At 64.4% G+C, this 15,838-nt stretch carries 16 protein-coding genes; 8 read left to right on the top strand and 8 right to left on the bottom strand.

What is annotated here, in order from left to right; genetic code table 11:
- Positions 1-277 precede the first annotated feature (277 nt).
- The 7 genes from J2R78_RS40455 to J2R78_RS40425 all read left to right on the top strand — a co-directional run bounded on the left by J2R78_RS40455 (position 278) and on the right by J2R78_RS40425 (position 8,762).
- Positions 278-1,051, top strand: coding sequence for a motility protein A (locus J2R78_RS40455; protein WP_016848416.1), 774 nt, complete (start codon positions 278-280; stop codon positions 1,049-1,051).
- Positions 1,052-1,079: 28 nt separating this feature from the next.
- Complete coding sequence (locus tag J2R78_RS40450) at positions 1,080-1,910, top strand: flagellar motor protein MotB (protein ID WP_016848417.1); 831 nt, start codon at positions 1,080-1,082, stop codon at positions 1,908-1,910.
- A 112-nt stretch (positions 1,911-2,022) separates the two neighbouring features.
- Complete coding sequence (locus J2R78_RS40445; protein WP_057019703.1) at positions 2,023-3,921, top strand: potassium transporter Kup; 1,899 nt, start codon at positions 2,023-2,025, stop codon at positions 3,919-3,921.
- A gap of 155 nt (positions 3,922-4,076) precedes the next feature.
- A complete protein-coding gene (locus tag J2R78_RS40440) occupies positions 4,077-6,002 on the top strand; it encodes a potassium transporter Kup (protein ID WP_092085565.1) in 1,926 nt (641 codons plus the stop codon).
- A gap of 136 nt (positions 6,003-6,138) precedes the next feature.
- Positions 6,139-6,468 (top strand): rhodanese-like domain-containing protein, encoded by a 330-nt coding sequence (locus J2R78_RS40435; RefSeq protein WP_016848419.1) that lies wholly within the window; start codon positions 6,139-6,141, stop codon positions 6,466-6,468.
- Between the two features lie 8 nt (positions 6,469-6,476).
- Complete coding sequence (locus J2R78_RS40430; RefSeq protein WP_253609156.1) at positions 6,477-7,646, top strand: aminotransferase; 1,170 nt, start codon at positions 6,477-6,479, stop codon at positions 7,644-7,646.
- 6 nt (positions 7,647-7,652) lie between these two features.
- On the top strand, positions 7,653-8,762 hold the full coding sequence (locus tag J2R78_RS40425) for a polyamine ABC transporter substrate-binding protein (protein WP_253609155.1): 1,110 nt from the start codon (positions 7,653-7,655) through the stop codon (positions 8,760-8,762).
- Positions 8,763-8,884: 122 nt separating this feature from the next.
- On the opposite strand, the gene J2R78_RS40420 is transcribed toward J2R78_RS40425, so the two are convergent.
- The 6 genes from J2R78_RS40420 to J2R78_RS40395 form a co-directional block, all read right to left on the bottom strand.
- Entirely contained in the window at positions 8,885-9,820 is a 936-nt protein-coding gene (locus J2R78_RS40420; protein WP_057019707.1) for a lipid A biosynthesis lauroyl acyltransferase, read from the bottom strand.
- Positions 9,821-9,837: 17 nt separating this feature from the next.
- Positions 9,838-11,115 (bottom strand): beta-ketoacyl-ACP synthase, encoded by a 1,278-nt coding sequence (locus J2R78_RS40415; protein ID WP_253609154.1) that lies wholly within the window; start codon positions 11,113-11,115, stop codon positions 9,838-9,840.
- A gap of 106 nt (positions 11,116-11,221) precedes the next feature.
- The gene (locus tag J2R78_RS40410; RefSeq protein ID WP_141340565.1) at positions 11,222-12,406 is read right to left on the bottom strand and encodes a beta-ketoacyl-ACP synthase; all 1,185 of its coding nucleotides are present in this window, start codon (positions 12,404-12,406) and stop codon (positions 11,222-11,224) included.
- Positions 12,399-12,875 carry a 3-hydroxyacyl-ACP dehydratase FabZ family protein gene (locus J2R78_RS40405; protein WP_141340566.1) on the bottom strand — a complete coding sequence of 159 codons (477 nt, stop codon included), beginning with the start codon at positions 12,873-12,875 and terminating at the stop codon, positions 12,399-12,401. The genes J2R78_RS40410 and J2R78_RS40405 overlap by 8 nt, the downstream gene beginning before the upstream one ends.
- A gap of 9 nt (positions 12,876-12,884) precedes the next feature.
- Complete coding sequence (locus tag J2R78_RS40400) at positions 12,885-13,184, bottom strand: acyl carrier protein (protein ID WP_028334296.1); 300 nt, start codon at positions 13,182-13,184, stop codon at positions 12,885-12,887.
- A 181-nt stretch (positions 13,185-13,365) separates the two neighbouring features.
- Positions 13,366-13,707, bottom strand: a complete 342-nt coding sequence (locus J2R78_RS40395; protein WP_253610036.1) for a hypothetical protein — start codon at positions 13,705-13,707, stop codon at positions 13,366-13,368.
- 424 nt (positions 13,708-14,131) lie between these two features.
- Here J2R78_RS40395 and J2R78_RS40390 point away from each other — a divergent pair, with 424 nt between their 5' ends.
- A complete protein-coding gene (locus J2R78_RS40390) occupies positions 14,132-14,758 on the top strand; it encodes a ParB-like protein (protein ID WP_057019711.1) in 627 nt (208 codons plus the stop codon).
- On the opposite strand, the gene J2R78_RS40385 is transcribed toward J2R78_RS40390, so the two are convergent.
- Both J2R78_RS40385 and J2R78_RS40380 read right to left on the bottom strand, forming a co-directional pair.
- Positions 14,719-15,231 carry an MgtC/SapB family protein gene (locus tag J2R78_RS40385; RefSeq protein WP_092085555.1) on the bottom strand — a complete coding sequence of 171 codons (513 nt, stop codon included), beginning with the start codon at positions 15,229-15,231 and terminating at the stop codon, positions 14,719-14,721. The genes J2R78_RS40390 and J2R78_RS40385 overlap by 40 nt on opposite strands.
- An 8-nt stretch (positions 15,232-15,239) precedes the next feature.
- Positions 15,240-15,818 carry a peroxidase-related enzyme gene (locus J2R78_RS40380; RefSeq protein ID WP_092085553.1) on the bottom strand — a complete coding sequence of 193 codons (579 nt, stop codon included), beginning with the start codon at positions 15,816-15,818 and terminating at the stop codon, positions 15,240-15,242.
- Positions 15,819-15,838 lie beyond the last annotated feature (20 nt).

The raw sequence follows: 15,838 nt of genomic DNA, 5'->3' as shown, positions 1-15,838 counted from the left end.
GCGAGCCGGTAGCCAGTTCGCGCGAATACACTTCCGGCAAACCTATCCCATGTCCGTTGTTCTACGGGGAGGGGATTTGCGCATGCGACGGCAGGCTCGCATGCGGAAAGCCAGCATCTTCAACGACATCGCGAAAAGACCGGCGTTTACCCGTTGTTATCCCTACCAAATTCGGTAACGCGTCCTTAATGGCGTTAACGTTAGGGTTTTCCACGCGGCCCGCCTTGGGCTGCGCGCCGTCCAGGACGGGCAGGTTGCGTACGCGTTGGAGTCTCCTATGGATATCATGACTGGCGCCGGGCTGTTGGCTGGCATCATCGTCATCGCGGTGATGATGTTCATGGGCGGCGACCTGCACATGTTCATCTCCGAACACGCCATGATCATCATCTTCGGCGGCTCGATCGCGGCGACGATGATCCGCTTCCCGCTGGGCGTGATGCTGCATGGGCTGCCGCTCGGCGCCAAATTCGCCTTCACGATGAGCCGGCTGTCGGCCCGCGACCTCGTCGACGAGCTCGCCCGCATCGCCGAGATCGCCCGCAAGCAGGGGCCGGTCGGCCTGGAAAAGGTCGAGACCGACGAGCCGTTCCTCGCCAAGGGCATCCGTTACGTCGCCGACGGTTACGACCTCGAATTCATCCGCGACAACATGGAGCGCGACCGCGACAACTTCCTGATGCACCTCGACGAGGGCAGCAAGATCTATCGCGCGATCGGCGACTGCGCTCCGGCGTTCGGCATGATCGGCACGCTGATCGGCATGGTGCAGATGTTCGCCAACATGACCGACCCCTCCAAGCTCGGCCCGTTCATGGCGACCGCGCTGCTCGCGACGCTGTACGGCGCGCTGGTCGCCAATTTGTTCTGCCTGCCGATTGCCGACAAGTTGCATGGCAAGCTGCTCGACGAGGAGACCAACCGCACGCTGATCATCGACGGCATCCTGATGATCCGCGACTCCAAGAGCCCGGCGCTGGTGCGCGAGATGCTGCTGGCCTATCTGCCGGAGAAGCATCGCCAGGAGGAAGGCGAGCCGGTTCCGGCCTGACCGGACCGCGCTTTCGGGAAACGCAGCGATGGCCAAGAAAAAGCGCGGCGACGCCCATACCGGAGGTCACGGCTGGTTCGTGACCTTCGCCGACCTGATGGGCCTGATGATGAGCTTCTTCGTGATGCTCGTCGCGTTCTCCACCATGGACAACAACAAGCTGAAGATCGTCGCCGGCTCGATGCGCGATGCCTTCGGCGTGCAGACCAATGTGCGCTATTCCGGCATCGTCGAATCCGACGGCCTGCCGACCCGGCCGAAGCTGAAGAACGTCGAGCACATCTCGCCGGAGGACTCCTCGGCCAATCCGACGCCGGACGAGAAGGAGCGCAGCCAGATCAACGGCGCGCGGCTGAAGATCGACCGCGAATTCGCGCTCGCCTCGGCCTCGCTTCGCCAGGCGCTGCAGGACATGCCGGAGCTGACCGAGATCTCCAAGAACATCATGTTCGAGGAGACCAAGGAGGGACTCAACCTCGAGATCGTCGACCAGGACGGCCGCTCGATGTTCGCGGACGGCTCCAGGGAGCCGTATGACCGCACCCGCCGGCTGATCCAGAAGCTGGCCGCGCCGCTGAAGGCGACGCCGCTGCGGGTTGCGATCGTGGGGCATACAGCCGCAGGCTTCGTGCCGGCGCGCAGCGATTATGACGGCTTCGACTTGTCCGCGGACCGCGCCAACGCGGTGCGGCAGATCCTGGAGCGGGAAGGGCTGCCGCCGTCGCATATTTTCGCGGTTTCCGGCAAGGCCGACGGCCAGCCGCTGTTTCCCGACGATCCGACGCTGCCGGCCAACCGTCGCGTGACCATCACGTTGATGCGGGAAAATCCGCCGCTGCCGCCGGATCTGAAGCCGTAGCTCTGGGTTACCATACTACCGTCAACTACCATTGTTGCGCGGTTGACACGCGATGCGGAAGCGTCGATAGCCGCGCGGATCAAATCAACCGATCGGGCGTTCCAACCTCGCCATGGCTGTCAGCGTCTCATCTACCGAAGCTCAGGAAGGACAACCGACCTCCAGCTTCTGGGCCCTGACACTCGGCAGCATCGGGGTGGTGTTCGGCGATATCGGAACTTCGCCGCTCTACGCATTCCGTGAGGCGGTCGGCGGCGCCGCGCACGGCCAGCCGGTCACCCGCATCATGGTGCTGGGCGTGCTCAGCCTGATCCTGTGGGCGCTGTTCACCGTCGTCACCGCGAAATACGTGCTGTTGCTGCTGCGTGCCGACAACAATGGCGAGGGCGGCACGCTCTCTCTGATGGCGCTCGGCCAGCGCGCGATCGGTCGGCGCAGCTGGCCGCTGCTCGCGCTCGGCGTGGTCGGCGCCTCGATGTTCATCGGCGATTCCATGATCACGCCGGCGATCTCGGTGCTGTCGGCGGTCGAAGGCCTCAAGCTCGCCACCCCGCATCTCGAGCACTATGTGGTGCCGCTGACGATCCTGATCCTGGTCGTGCTGTTCTCTGTGCAGAGTTCTGGCACCGCGCGCGTCGCTTCCGCCTTCGGTCCGGTGATGGTGGTGTGGTTCGCCTCGCTGGCGGTGATGGGGCTCGTTCACATCATGGACGACCCGTCGGTGCTGGCGGCGATCAATCCCTATTACGCGCTCCAGTTCATGCTGACCCACGGCACCATCGGTCTGGTGACGCTGGGCGCGGTGTTCCTCGCGGTGACCGGCGGCGAGGCGCTGTATGCCGATCTCGGGCATTTCGGCCGCAAGCCGATCCAGTCCGGCTGGTTGTTCTTCGTGCTGCCCTCGCTGCTGCTGAACTATTTCGGGCAGGGCGCGCTGGTGCTGTCCGATCCCAGCGCGATCGAGAACTCGTTCTACCGCATGGTGCCCGACGTGCTGCTGCTGCCCCTGGTCGGGCTCGCCACCGCCGCGACGGTGATCGCGAGCCAGGCGGTGATCACCGGCGCCTATTCGCTGATCAGCCAGGCGGTGCAACTTGGGCTCTTGCCGCGCTTCGAGGTCCGCTACACCTCGGAGACCCATGCCGGTCAGATCTATCTGCCGCGCGTCAACCGGCTGCTGCTGATCGGCGTGCTGCTACTGGTGCTGCTGTTCCGCACCTCGAGCGGGCTGGCGTCGGCCTACGGCATCGCCGTCTCTACCACCATGGTCGCCGACGGCATCATGGGCTTCATCGTGATCTGGAAGCTGTGGAACTGGCGCATGGCGTCGGCGGCGGCATTGATCCTGCCGTTCGTGATCGTCGACATGACCTTCTTCAGCGCCAATCTCCTGAAGCTGTTCGAGGGCGCGTGGGTGCCGCTGCTGTTCGGCGTGGTCATGGCGACGATGATCTGGACCTGGCGCCGCGGCGCCGCCATCCTGGTCGCCAAGACCCGGCGCATCGAGGTGCCGCTGCGCGACCTGATCCACAGTCTGGAGAAGCGGCCGCCGCATATCGTCAAGGGCACCGCGGTATTCCTGACCAGCGACCCGAGCTTCGTGCCGACCGCGCTGCTGCACAACCTCAAGCACAACAAGGTGCTGCACGAGCACAACGTGATCCTGACCATCGAGACCGCACCGACGCCGCGCGTCGATCTATCCGAGCGGGTCAACATGGAGAAGGTGAGCGACAAGTTCACCGCGGTGCGGCTGCGCTTCGGCTACATGGAATCGCCGAACGTGCCCAAGGCGCTGGCGGTCGCGCGCAAGCTCGGCTGGCAGTTCGACATCATGTCGACCTCGTTCTTCGTGTCACGCCGCTCGCTGAAGCCGTCGGCCCAGTCCGGCATGCCGCAATGGCAGGACCACCTGTTCATCGCGATGAGCCGGTCCGCCAATGATGCCACCGACTATTTCCAGATCCCGACCGGCCGGGTGGTTGAAGTGGGTACCCAGGTAACTATCTGACCGGGCGCAGGATTCTGACATTGATCGGCCGTGACCCATGCGTGATGTGCATGGCGGAGGCCTGAATCCGGGCTAACCTATGCATTCCTGCCGGGAGTATAGCGCTGCGACCCGGCATTGTGCGGTGCGGCAGAAGACAGAGGCACAGCTTCCCCATGTCATCCGAGAGTGCGATCACCGCGGCGGAAACGCCGGCGGCAAACGGCAATGGTGAGGCGCATTCAACCGCCACCTTCAAGGCCCTGATGCTCGGTAGCATCGGTGTCGTCTATGGCGACATCGGCACCAGCCCGCTTTACGCCTTGCGCGAGGCCGTCGTTGCCGCCGCCGGCGGCGAGGGCGCGGTGACGGCGCATGCGGTGCTCGGCGTGCTCTCGCTGATCCTCTGGGCTTTGATCGTCGTCGTCACGCTGAAATACGTCGTGATCCTGCTGCGCGCGGACAACAATGGCGAGGGCGGCACACTGGCGCTGATGGCGCTGGCGCAGCGCGCGGCGACCAAGGGCGGCGCCGCGATCGTGCTGCTCGGCATCATCAGCGGCGCGCTGTTCTATGGCGACGCCGTCATCACGCCGGCGCTCTCGGTGCTGTCGGCAATCGAGGGCATCAAGCTCGTCACCTCGACATTCGATCCCTATGTCGTGCCGCTCACGGTGGTGATCCTTGTCGTCCTGTTCGCGGTGCAGTCGCGCGGCACCGCGCGCGTCGCGGCCTTCTTCGGCCCGGTGATGTGCGTATGGTTCGCCCTGATCGCGGTCGCGGCGCTGCCGCAGATCGCGCGGCATCCCGAAGTGCTATACGCGCTCAATCCGATCCTCGCGGTGTCGTTCATGCTGCATCACGGCGTGATCGGCTTCATCACGCTCGGTGCGGTCTTCCTCGCGGTGACCGGCGCCGAGGCGCTCTATGCCGACCTCGGCCATTTCGGCAAACGCCCTATCCAGACCGCGTGGCTGTTCATCGTGCTGCCGTCGCTGGCGCTGAACTATCTGGGGCAGGGCGCGCTCCTGATCGGCAATCCCAAGGGCATCGAGAACCCGTTCTTCCTGATGTTCCCGGACTGGGCGCTGATCCCGATGGTAGCGCTGGCGACCATGGCGACCGTGATCGCGAGCCAGGCCGTCATCACCGGTGCGTATTCGCTGACGCGGCAGGCGATCCAGCTCGGCCTGTTGCCGCGGTTCGAGATCCGCCACACCTCGGAAGCGCATTCCGGGCAGATCTACATGCCGCGCATCAACCGCTTCCTGTTCATCGCGGTCATCGTGCTGGTGCTGATGTTCCGTTCGTCGAGCGCACTGGCCTCGGCTTACGGCATCTCGGTGACCGGCACCATGGTGGTGACGGCGATGATGGGCTTTGTCGTGATCTGGAAGGTCTGGCGCTGGTCGCCGATCGCGGCCGCCGCGCTGGTCGCGCCCTTCCTGTTCCTCGACATCACCTTCCTGGCCGCCAACCTGCTCAAGGTGTTCGAGGGCGGCTGGGTGCCACTCGCGCTTGGCGGCGCCATGATCGTGGTGATGTACACTTGGCGGCGCGGCAGCCGGCTGTTGTTCGAGAAGTCGCGCAAGCTGGAATTCCCGCTCGCCGATCTCGTCGCGATGCTGGAGAAGCGGCCGCCGCAACGGGTCTCCGGCACCGCGGTGTTCCTGACCAGCGATCCCGTCAGCGCGCCGACCGCGCTGATGCATAGCCTCAAGCACTACAAGGTGCTGCACGAGAAGAACGTCATCCTGACCATCGAGACCGCGCCGACGCCGCGCATCGATCCGTCCGAGCGGGTGCGGATGGAGCAGCTGAGTGAGACCTTCTCCAAGGTGACGCTGAAGTTCGGCTTCATGGAACAGCCGAACGTGCCGAAGACGCTGGCGATCGCCCGCAAGCTCGGCTGGCAGTTCGACATCATGTCGACCTCGTTCTTCCTGTCCCGCCGTGCGCTGAAGCCGGCGGCGCATTCGGGCATGCCGAGTTGGCAGGACCATCTGTTCATCGCGCTGAGCCGCTCGTCGAACGATGCCACCGACTATTTCCAGATCCCGACCGGGCGGGTGGTCGAGGTCGGCACGCAGGTCACGATCTAGGACTACGATCCGGCGATTCCGCGTGGCATCTAACCCGTTTCGGACGCTTGATTTTCTCCGCGCAAGAGGCGACTTTGCGGCCCGGAACGGTGAGCCGCGCGATGCTCGCCAAAGATCAAGTCGGGAGGATATTTCCGTGGCGGACCACAAGGTGGAAGATTTGTTTCCGGACGAGGTGTCGAAGGGCATAGCGGAAGGCCGCTATCTCCTGGTCGACGTCCGTGAGCCGAACGAGGTCGCCGTCGAGGCCTATCCCGATGGCGTTGTGGTGCCACTGTCGACGTTCGACCCGGCGGCGATTCCGGATCCGCAGGGCAAGCAGGTGGTGTTCGCCTGCCGCTCCGGTAAGCGCTCGGTGACGGCCTCGCTGGCCGCCCAAGCCGCGGGCCTGCCCTATGACAAGCATCTGGCGGGCGGCATCATCGGCTGGAAGGCGGCGGGACTGCCGACCAAGACCGGCGGCTGATCCCTGACATGACCTCCATGAACAAGGTCTTCGCGGACCTTCCTGTCACTATCTTCGAGGCGATGTCGCAGGCCGCGCGCGACAACAACGCCATCAATCTCGGCCAGGGCTTTCCCGACGATCCCGGTCCGGAGGACATCCGCCGCGCCGCCGCGGACGCCTCGATCAACGGCTATAATCAATATCCGTCGATGATGGGCATCCCGGAACTCCGTCAGGCGATCGCATCGCATTACGGCCACTGGCACGGACTCAAGCTCGATCCGATGACCGAGGTGATGGTCACCTCGGGCGGCACCGAGGCGCTGACCGCCTCGATCCTCTCCGTGGTCGAGCCCGGTGACGAGGTGGTGTGCTTCCAGCCGGTCTATGATTCCTATCTGCCGATCATCCGCCAGGCTGGCGGCATTCCGCGGCTGCTGCGGCTCGAACCGCCGGAGTGGCGGCTGAGCGAGGAGATGCTGCGCAGCGTCTTCAACCACAAGACCAAGGCGGTGCTGTTCAACAATCCGCTCAATCCGGCGGCGGTGGTCTATCCGCGCGAGGACCTCGAACTGCTGGCGCGGTTCTGCCAGGAATTCGACGCGGTCGCGATCTGCGACGAGGTCTGGGAACACGTGGTGTTCGACGGCCGCGAGCACATCCCGCTGATCACGATCCCGGGCATGCGCGACCGCACCATCAAGGTCGGCAGCGCCGGCAAGATCTTCTCGCTGACCGGATGGAAGATCGGCTTCGTCTGCGCCGCGCCGCCGCTGCTGCGCGTCGCTGCGAAGGTGCACCAGTTCCTCACCTTCACGACGGCGCCCAATTTGCAAGCGGCGGTGGCATTTGGCCTCGGCAAGCCCGACGACTATTTCCTCGACATGCGCAAGGACATGGCGCGGAGCCGTGACCGCCTGACCAAGGGGTTGGAGAGCATCGGCTTTCCGGTGCTGAAGTCGCAGGGGACCTACTTCCTCACCGTGGACCTGTCGCCGCTCGGGCTCAACGAGACCGATGCGGAGTTTTGCTGGCGGATCGTGCAGGACTACAAGGTTGCGGCGATCCCGGTGTCGGCGTTCTACGAGCAGGATGCGGTGACGTCGGTCGTGCGTTTTTGTTTCGCCAAGAAGGACTCGACACTCGACGCCGCGCTGGAGCGGTTGTCGGATGCCGTTCACCACCGCAAGAGGTAGGCCAGAATGCGAGAGCAGAATCGTCGTCTCGTCAGCTTCGTCGGCGCGGTCGCGACGGTCCTGCTGCTCTCGGCGTCCGCTGACGCCGAGGAGCGCACGGTCAACTTCTACAACTGGTCGAACTACATGGCGCCAGGAGTCCTCGAGGACTTCACCAAGGAAACCGGCATCAAGGTGGTCTACGATACGTTCGACGCCAACGAGACGCTGGAGACGCGGCTGCTCGCCGGCAAGTCGGGCTATGACGTCGTGGTGCCGACCGGCTACTTCCTGCAGCGCCAGATCACCGCGAAGGTGTTCCTCAAGCTCGACAAGTCGAAGCTGCCGAACCTCGCCAATGCATGGCCCGTGGTGACGAGCCAACTTGCGACTTACGATCCCGGCAATAGCTACGGCGCCAACTACATGTGGGGCACCACCGGCATCGGCTACAACGTCAAGATCGCGCAGAAGATACTCGGTCCGGACGCGAAGATCGACAGCTGGGACATGGTGTTCAAGCCGGAGAACCTCGCGAAATTCAAGGATTGCGGCATCCACATGCTGGATTCCGCCGACGACATCCTGCCGGCGGCGCTGAGCTATCTCGGCCTCGATCCGAACTCGACCAAGCAGGCCGACCTCGAGAAGGCCGCCGATCTCGTCATCAAGATCCGGCCCTATGTGCGCAAATTCCACTCGTCCGAATATCTCAGCGCGCTGGCCTCGGGTGAGATCTGCTTCGTGGTCGGATGGTCGGGCGACATCATGCAGGCGCGCAGCCGGGCGGCGGAAGCCAACACCGGCGTCGAGATCGGTTACACGATCCCGAAGGAGGGTGCGCAGATGTTCTTCGACAATCTCGCGATCCCCGCGGATGCGAAGAACGTCGCTGAGGCCTATGAGCTGATCAACTACCTGTACCGTCCCGAGATCGCGGCGAAGAACTCGAACTTCCTGTCCTACGCCAACGGCAATCTGGCGAGCCAGAAGCTGATCGATCCGAAGATCTTCAACGACAAGAACATCTATCCCGATGAGGCGATGCAGAAGAAGCTGTTCGTGATCACGGCGCGCGATCCCGCGACGCAGCGGATCATCAATCGCCTGTGGACGAGAGTGAAGACCGGGAAATGACATACTCGTCGCAGTAGCGTGCCGTTATTGCGAGGTGCGTCAGCGACGAAGCAATCCATGGCTCCGCAAGTGGCGAGATGGATTGCTTCGCTTCGCTCGCAATGACGAATGACAGTCTCCGTCTACCGCCAGCGCCGGTGCAGCCAGAGCCATTGATCGGGATACTCACGGACCCAGCCCTCGACGACGTCGGTGATCGCCTGCATGGTGCCCTGGATATCGATCTGGCCGGATGCGTCGAACACCGGCTTGACTTCCTCGGTGACCTCACCGCGGAAGCGGCCGTCGGGCAGGCGGATGATCCGCGTGCCGTGGATGGGGCAATCGATCTGCCGGCGCAGGCGCGCCAGCAGCGGATTTGCGGTGGTCTTGCGGCCGAAGAAGGTGACGGGAACGCCGTTGGTCAAATACTGATCGACCAGCATCGCGACGTGCTGGCCGTTCTTCAGCGCCTGCGCCAGCTTGAGCGGCGCGTCACGGCCGGCCGGCACCAGCGTGCCCAGATTGACCGCGCGGATGCGTTCGATGGCGCGGTCGGCGGCTTCGATGTTCGGCCGGCGAAACAGGATGGTGGCGTCGAGCCCATGCGCTGCGGCGGCAATTGGAGAGAGCTCCCAGTTGCCGAGATGTGCGGCGAAGAACAGTGCCGGCTTGCCGTCGTCACGCAACTGATCGAACAGCTGCTTGCTGCGCGCCGAGAATTCGACGCGACCCGGCTTGTCGGGATTCTGGGGATCGTGGTCCCAGATGCGGTCGATGTGCGCGAATTCAGCGCCGATGCGTCCGAGGTTGTGCCAGACGCCCGTCAGGATCTCCTCGATCTCCTCCGGTGACTTTTCCGGGAAGGCGGCCTTGAGGTTCTCGCGGCCGATGCGATCCTCGCGCAGCCGGCGGCCGATGAAATGCGCGGCGCGGCCGAAGAATCTTGCGGTCTTCTCGGGATCGAAGTAGCGCGTCGTACGCAGCAGGCCGATCGTCAGCCCGCCGATCGCCGCGTCGGTCACGGGTTTCGCGGCGTCACGCAGGTGCGCCCTGGTGCGAAGGAGCAGGCGTTTCATCTGATGAGGCGAGGCCGCTAGGCCGGCTCGCGCGTCAGGATCAGTGAGGCGTTCTGCCCGCCGAACCCGAACGAGTTCGACATCACGGCGGTCACCTTGGCATCGCGCGCCTTGTTGCCGACCACGTCGAACGGGATCGCGGGATCGGGCACCTCGTAGTTGATCGTCGGTGGAATCCGCTGATGCTCGAGCGTGAGCAGCGAGAAGATCGCCTCGACCGCACCGGCGGCCGAGATGGTGTGGCCGACCATCGACTTGTTCGACGACACCGGAATGTTTTTGGTGTGTTCGCCAAACACGGCCGACGTCGCAAGATACTCCATCTTGTCGTTTTCCGGCGTCGAGGTGCCGTGCGCGTTGATGTGATCGATTTGCTCGGGCTCCATTCCGGCATCGGCGAGCGTCTTGCGCACGCAGCCGATCGCCGGCTTGCCGTCCGGGCTCGAGCGGGTGCGGTGGAAGGAATCGGTGAGCTCGCCGCAGCCGGCAACGACGCCGAGGATGCGCGCGCCGCGCGCCATCGCGGCGTCGTAGCTCTCGAGCACCAGCGCACCGGCGCCCTCGGCCATCACGAAGCCGTCGCGGTTCTTCGAGAACGGTTTCGAAGCGGCCTGCGGCGGGTCGTTCTGGGTGGAGAGAGCCGACAGCAGCGAGAAGCGCACCATGGCTTCGGGATTGACCGAGCCGTCGGTCGCGATGCACAGTGTTGCATCGGTTTCGCCGCGGCGGATCGCCTCGACGCCGAGCTGGATCGCGGTCGCGCCGGAGGCGCAAGCCGTCGACAGCGAAATCGGCGACCCTTTGGTGCCGAAGGTCTCGGCGAGGTTGAGCGCGACGGAGCCGAAGGTGAAGCGCCGGTGAAAGTGCGCGAACTTCCCGCCGCTACAGGTCGCAAGGTATTCAATGATTCCAAAGTCCTTGGTCGGAACCTCGCGCGCGACTTCGAGCCGCTGCGGCCACTCGGTCTCGATCGGGGCGACTGCCAGAAACAGCGGGCCGGGAAAGTCGCCCTTGCTGCCGATGCCGGCTTGCTCGAGCGCTTCTTCGGTCGCGATCTCCGCCAGACGCTGCGACAGGCTGGTGGAGGAGAACGGGTCGACGGTGACGAAATCGACGGCGCCGGCCATCGTCGTCTTCATACTGTCGAGCGGGAAGCGTGTCACGGTCTTGATGCCGGACTCACCCGCGGTGAGGCGCTTCCAATTGTCGGTCTTGCCGCCGCCGAGCGACGTCACGATTCCCATGCCGGTCACGACAACGATCGGTCGGCCGAATTTATCGCGTGGTGCTGTCATGGTGTCCCCGTCGGTGCTTGCGCCGGACTTAAAGTGCGATGAGCTTCATCGCACCCTAGTTGTTTGTTCGAGCATGATGTTCGGAAACAATTGTCCGGATCATGCTCTAACTGACGGCCTCGACCAGTGCCATGCCTTCGCCCTGCCAGTGGCCGACCCCCAACACCACAATCTGGGTTGGCGCTTCGGTCTTTTCAACCTCCAGCCCGGTCGGGTCGTTGGCCGGATAGAGCGCGCCGCGCGAGATCGACAACGCGGCCAGCGCGAGCCCAAGCGGGAATTGCGCCTCCATAGTGTGGCCGAAGGTCGTTCCGGTGGCGCGGACGGCAAAGTCGGCATGCTGGCTGAGGAATGCGCGCTCTTCGGCGGTCGCAGGCTCGGCGCCGGTCGCGCCCGTGATCAGGATACCGTTGTCGCCGCTGACACCGAGCTGCGGCCACAACGCCTGCAGCGATTTCGTCACGGCGCCCGGCTCCTTGCGTCGGGCAAGGTCGGCGACAACCTTGGTCAGCTTGGCGTACGGCTTTGCGCCGCGGGCCTCGGCATGTTCGCGCGATTCCATCACGAGGAAGGCGCCGGCGGAGCCGATGGCAAAGCCCGGGTTGTTCCTGCGGGCCCAGACCGAGCTATGCTGGTCCTTGAGGGCGAGATCGCCGAATGCATAGAGCATCAAGAGGTCGCCGCGATCGCCGTTATGAGCGGCGCCGACCAAGGCGATGTCACTCTGGCCGGCTCCAATGCGCGCGACCGCGATCCGTGCCGCGTCGATGCTTGAGGCTTCCTCGCCCATGAAGGTGCGCGAGGTCCCGCACACGCCGTGAACGATCGCGATGTTGCCGGCGAGCAGGTTGGAGAGCTGCGCCAGGAACAGCGTCGGGCGCAGCTCGTTCATCAGCTTCTCGTTGAGGAGGGCTGGCGGCAGCTTGCCCTGTGCGTCGGCGTTCATGATCGCGAGGTCGACAGTGAGGTCACGCTCGCCGCCACCGGCTGCGATGATCATGTCCATCCGCGACAGGATTTCCTGATTGCCTTTGACGCCGGCGGAATCGAGCGCCAGCCCGGCGGCATAGGTGCCGATCCGCTGCCAGGTTTCCATCTGACGCTGATCGCCCTTCTTCGGGATCTGGGCGTCGAAGCTGACGGGAGCGATCGGATGGATCACGTATGGCGCGAGACGCTTCTCGTCGGCATTGACGCGCCGGGCGCCGAGCGCCTCCCAATGCGCATCCAGTCCCTCGCCAAGCGAGGAGAGCAGGCCTACGCCGGTGATCCAGACTTCCTTCTCAGCCATTACTCAGTGCCTGCTGCGGAAACCCGATCTTGGCGGCCATCGCATCCATGTGCACGCGCAAGTCCGGGCTGGGGAAGGGGATGTGACGGAAGGTCAGCTCGGCATTGCACTTGAGCTCCTTGCCGACGCGAACCTTCGCCGAGGTCACGGCGAAGCCTGAACCTTCGTGCTCGATCTTGGCCTCGATGGTCAGGACCGAGCCGGGGCTGACGAAGCCGCGCATCTTGGCTTCCTTGACCATGGCAAGGAAGGGCATGCGCTCGAACTTGGTCAGACCAAGGATCAGCCAGCCCGAGCTCTGGGCCATTGCTTCGGTCAGCAGCACGCCGGGCATGATCGGATAGCCCGGGAAGTGCCCCGCGAACACCGAATGGCTGTCGGGCGGGACATCCGCCTCGACGACAATGGTCCTTGCGTCGAGGTTGAGGTCGACGATCCGATCAATCAGCTGAAAGATCTCGAGCTGCATGATGGGCGATTACGAGCCCGAGCCCGTGCCCGCGTTCTTGGCTGCAACCAGCTCGTCGATGCGGTCGGCGAGATTCTTCAACACGAAATACTGCTCGGTCGTGGCCTTGCCGTCGTTGACCTCCTGGGTCCACTTTTCGAGCGGCATCTTGATCCCGAAGGCCTTGTCGATGGCAAACGCGATGTCGAGGAAGTCGAGGCTGTCGATCCCCAGATCGTCGATCGCGTGGCTCTCCGGCTTGATCGTGTCGCGCGGGATGTCGCAGGTCTCCGCGATAATGTTGGCGATCTGCTCGAATGTGGAGGACATCATTAAGCCTTTGATATATTGAAGGTAATTCCGGGTCGGCTCAGAGGAGGCGGGCGCGTTGCCCCGGAATGCCCGATTGCTGGTGCCGGAGTCGTGTGCCCGTATATCGGAGCAGGGCCGTTAGTTCAATGGAGCTTGGCCGGCCTCGCAAGGACGGTTTTTGGGCAGGGTTCCGGCCAGCCTAGCTGCGCGGCATCACCGTAATCTTCGCGCAATCCCGGCGGCCCATCAGCACGCAATCCTGGGTCTTGCGCAAATCGGCGATGCTCATGGCAAGCCAGATGCCGATCGCGGTGAGCGCCACCGTGAAGGCGAAGGCGGCGATGTTGGCGAGCATGCGCTGGCGGAAATCGTCCGGCTCCTCGCGCGGCTTCTCATAGCGAGAGAGATCGCTGGCAACGGAAGCCGGGCGCGTCGTTCGGTGCGGCTCCTCGCGCTTGCCGGGCGGCTGCGCCGAGGTACGCGGCCGGAATTTGAGCACCACGTGCTCGGCATCCGAGGAGATTGGCCGCTGCGTCTTCACTGTTGTCAGTCCGGTCGCGTCGCCGATTATGTTTAGCATGTTCGCTGCACTTCACACCTAAAATCTTGGTGCGCGCAGAGGTGGTATTCATGCGTCGATCACCTCCAGGAACTGGCTTGCCGTCGAGGCGGCTGCTGCGGCGCGCGGGATGCTCGGCGATGACCATGTCGACATATTCGTTCGACCTTCGCGCATGCACAGTTTGCGCTGCAACGCCGTCACGGAGGTTGAGGCTGCGCGCCCGGGCATTGACAGCCCGGGCATTGACAGCCCGGGAGCATCGACAGCCGAGGCCGGACCATCCGGCCATCGGCCCCCACCGCTTCGTGAAGCCATTCCGGCGCACCGGACTCTTTCACCCGCCTGCGGGCTCATGACATAGTGGAACCCGTTCCGGAGTGCCGGTCAAAAGGGAGCATAAATCATGGCCCACACGCGCGAGCCTTACGTCAAACCGGTCCCGATCCTGTCGCTGCGGCCGACCCAGATGACGGTCGGCATGCAGGAGGTGACGGAGAAGCGGAAGCGCTGGCGCGAGCACAAGTCGGACAAGAAGCGCGCCGAACTGCTGGGCAAGCACATGATCCCGGTCGTCCATGGTCCCGACGATCGCTACTACGTGGTCGATCACCATCACATGGCGCGGGCGCTGCACGACGAGGGCGTCAAGGACATCCTGGTCACGGTGATCGGCGATCTCACGATGGTCGAGCGTGACGTGTTCTGGGGCGTGATGGACAACAAGCGCTGGGTCTATCCCTACGATTCCAAGGGCGAGCGCCGCCACTTCAAAGACATTCCGAAATCGATCAAGGACCTCAGGGACGATCCGTTCCGCAGCCTCGCCGGCGAGATGCGCCGGGCGGGCGGCTTTGCCAAGGACACGACGCCATTCAGCGAATTCCTGTGGGCCGATTTCCTGCGCCGCCACATCCCGCGCAAGACGGTGGAGAATAATTTCGCCAAGGCGCTGGAGAAGGGACTGGCGCTCGGCCGCAGCAAGGACGCGGTCTATTTGCCCGGCTGGTGCGGGCCGGCATCTGACGACTGATCTGCCGCGACCGCCGGCCCGTGCTGATCCTCCCTGCCGCCGAGCGCGTGGTGCAGCCACCGCTCGGTCCGCTTGCCGAAGGTCAACAGCAGGAAGGCCAGCGCGACGGCGGTGACGACGATCGGCCAATGTCCGGCGCCGCAGACGATGCCGACGCAAGCGGCGAAGAAAGCGCATGCGGCGCTGGTCAGGCCGCGGACCTGGAAGCGGTCGCCCTGCCGCACGATCACGCCGGCGCCGAGGAATCCGATGCCGGTCAGCACGCCCTGGATCACGCGGCTCACCGCGTCGGTGAACTTGCCGGGCTCGACGGCCTGCAATGCCAGCAGCACGACCATGGCTGTCGAGAGGCTGACGAGACCCAGCGTCTTCAGGCCGATCGGCTTGCCGCGCAGGTCACGGTCGAGCCCGATCGCGCAACCGGCAAGGGTGGCCGCGCCGAGACGCAGGACGATCTCGCTCCAGTCCGCCAAGGCGTCCTCTATTTCGGCTGCCGGCCGAGCATGTAGAACTCGCTGTTCGGCCGCATGCCGGTGACGTTGGCGAGCCGGTTCGACAGCGCGAAGAATGCCGCAACCGCGGCGATGTCCCAGACGTCGTCGTCGCTGAAGCCGTGGGCGGCAAGCGCGGCGAAGTCCGCCTCCGAGACTTCCTCGGCGGCGCGGCTCACCTTCATGGCGAAGTCGAGCATCGCGCGCTGCCGCGGCGTGATGTCGGCCTTGCGGTAGTTGACCGCGATCTGGTCGGCGATTTCCGGATTCTTGGCGCGGATGCGCAGGATCGCGCCGTGGGCGATCACACAATACTGGCACTGGTTGGCGGCGCTGGTCGCCACCACGATCATCTCGCGCTCGGCCTTCGAGAGGCCGGAGTCCTTCTCCATCAGCGCGTCGTGATAGGCGAAGAAGGCGCGAAACTCGTCGGGGCGATAGGCCAAGGTGAGGAAGACGTTCGGCACGAAGCCGGATTTCTCCTGCACCGCCAGGATGCGGGCGCGGATGTCCTCGGGGAGCTTGTCGAGAGCGGGCGTCGGGAAGCGTTTTACGGTCGGCTGCGTCATGAGATGGTTCCGGCGTGCCG

It is taken from the genome of Bradyrhizobium sp. USDA 4538 (assembly GCF_024171045.1).
Lineage (GTDB): Bacteria > Pseudomonadota > Alphaproteobacteria > Rhizobiales > Xanthobacteraceae > Bradyrhizobium > Bradyrhizobium australafricanum.
The sequence above is the reverse complement of the archived record's forward strand: the minus strand, read 5'-3'. Positions and strand labels throughout refer to the sequence as shown.

Bases quoted from the DNA above. Each gene is read 5' to 3' on its own strand.
- J2R78_RS40440 (WP_092085565.1), top strand. From the start codon at position 4,077: ATGTCATCCGAGAGTGCGATCACCGCGGCGGAAACGCCGGCGGCAAAC.
- J2R78_RS40380 (WP_092085553.1), bottom strand. From the start codon at position 15,818: ATGACGCAGCCGACCGTAAAACGCTTCCCGACGCCCGCTCTCGACAAG.
- J2R78_RS40420 (WP_057019707.1), bottom strand. From the start codon at position 9,820: ATGAAACGCCTGCTCCTTCGCACCAGGGCGCACCTGCGTGACGCCGCG.
- J2R78_RS40390 (WP_057019711.1), top strand. From the start codon at position 14,132: ATGGCCCACACGCGCGAGCCTTACGTCAAACCGGTCCCGATCCTGTCG.
- J2R78_RS40445 (WP_057019703.1), top strand. From the start codon at position 2,023: ATGGCTGTCAGCGTCTCATCTACCGAAGCTCAGGAAGGACAACCGACC.
- J2R78_RS40400 (WP_028334296.1), bottom strand. From the start codon at position 13,184: ATGTCCTCCACATTCGAGCAGATCGCCAACATTATCGCGGAGACCTGC.
- J2R78_RS40410 (WP_141340565.1), bottom strand. From the start codon at position 12,406: ATGGCTGAGAAGGAAGTCTGGATCACCGGCGTAGGCCTGCTCTCCTCG.
- J2R78_RS40455 (WP_016848416.1), top strand. From the start codon at position 278: ATGGATATCATGACTGGCGCCGGGCTGTTGGCTGGCATCATCGTCATC.
- J2R78_RS40415 (WP_253609154.1), bottom strand. From the start codon at position 11,115: ATGACAGCACCACGCGATAAATTCGGCCGACCGATCGTTGTCGTGACC.
- J2R78_RS40425 (WP_253609155.1), top strand. From the start codon at position 7,653: ATGCGAGAGCAGAATCGTCGTCTCGTCAGCTTCGTCGGCGCGGTCGCG.
- J2R78_RS40450 (WP_016848417.1), top strand. From the start codon at position 1,080: ATGGCCAAGAAAAAGCGCGGCGACGCCCATACCGGAGGTCACGGCTGG.
- J2R78_RS40430 (WP_253609156.1), top strand. From the start codon at position 6,477: ATGACCTCCATGAACAAGGTCTTCGCGGACCTTCCTGTCACTATCTTC.
- J2R78_RS40405 (WP_141340566.1), bottom strand. From the start codon at position 12,875: ATGCAGCTCGAGATCTTTCAGCTGATTGATCGGATCGTCGACCTCAAC.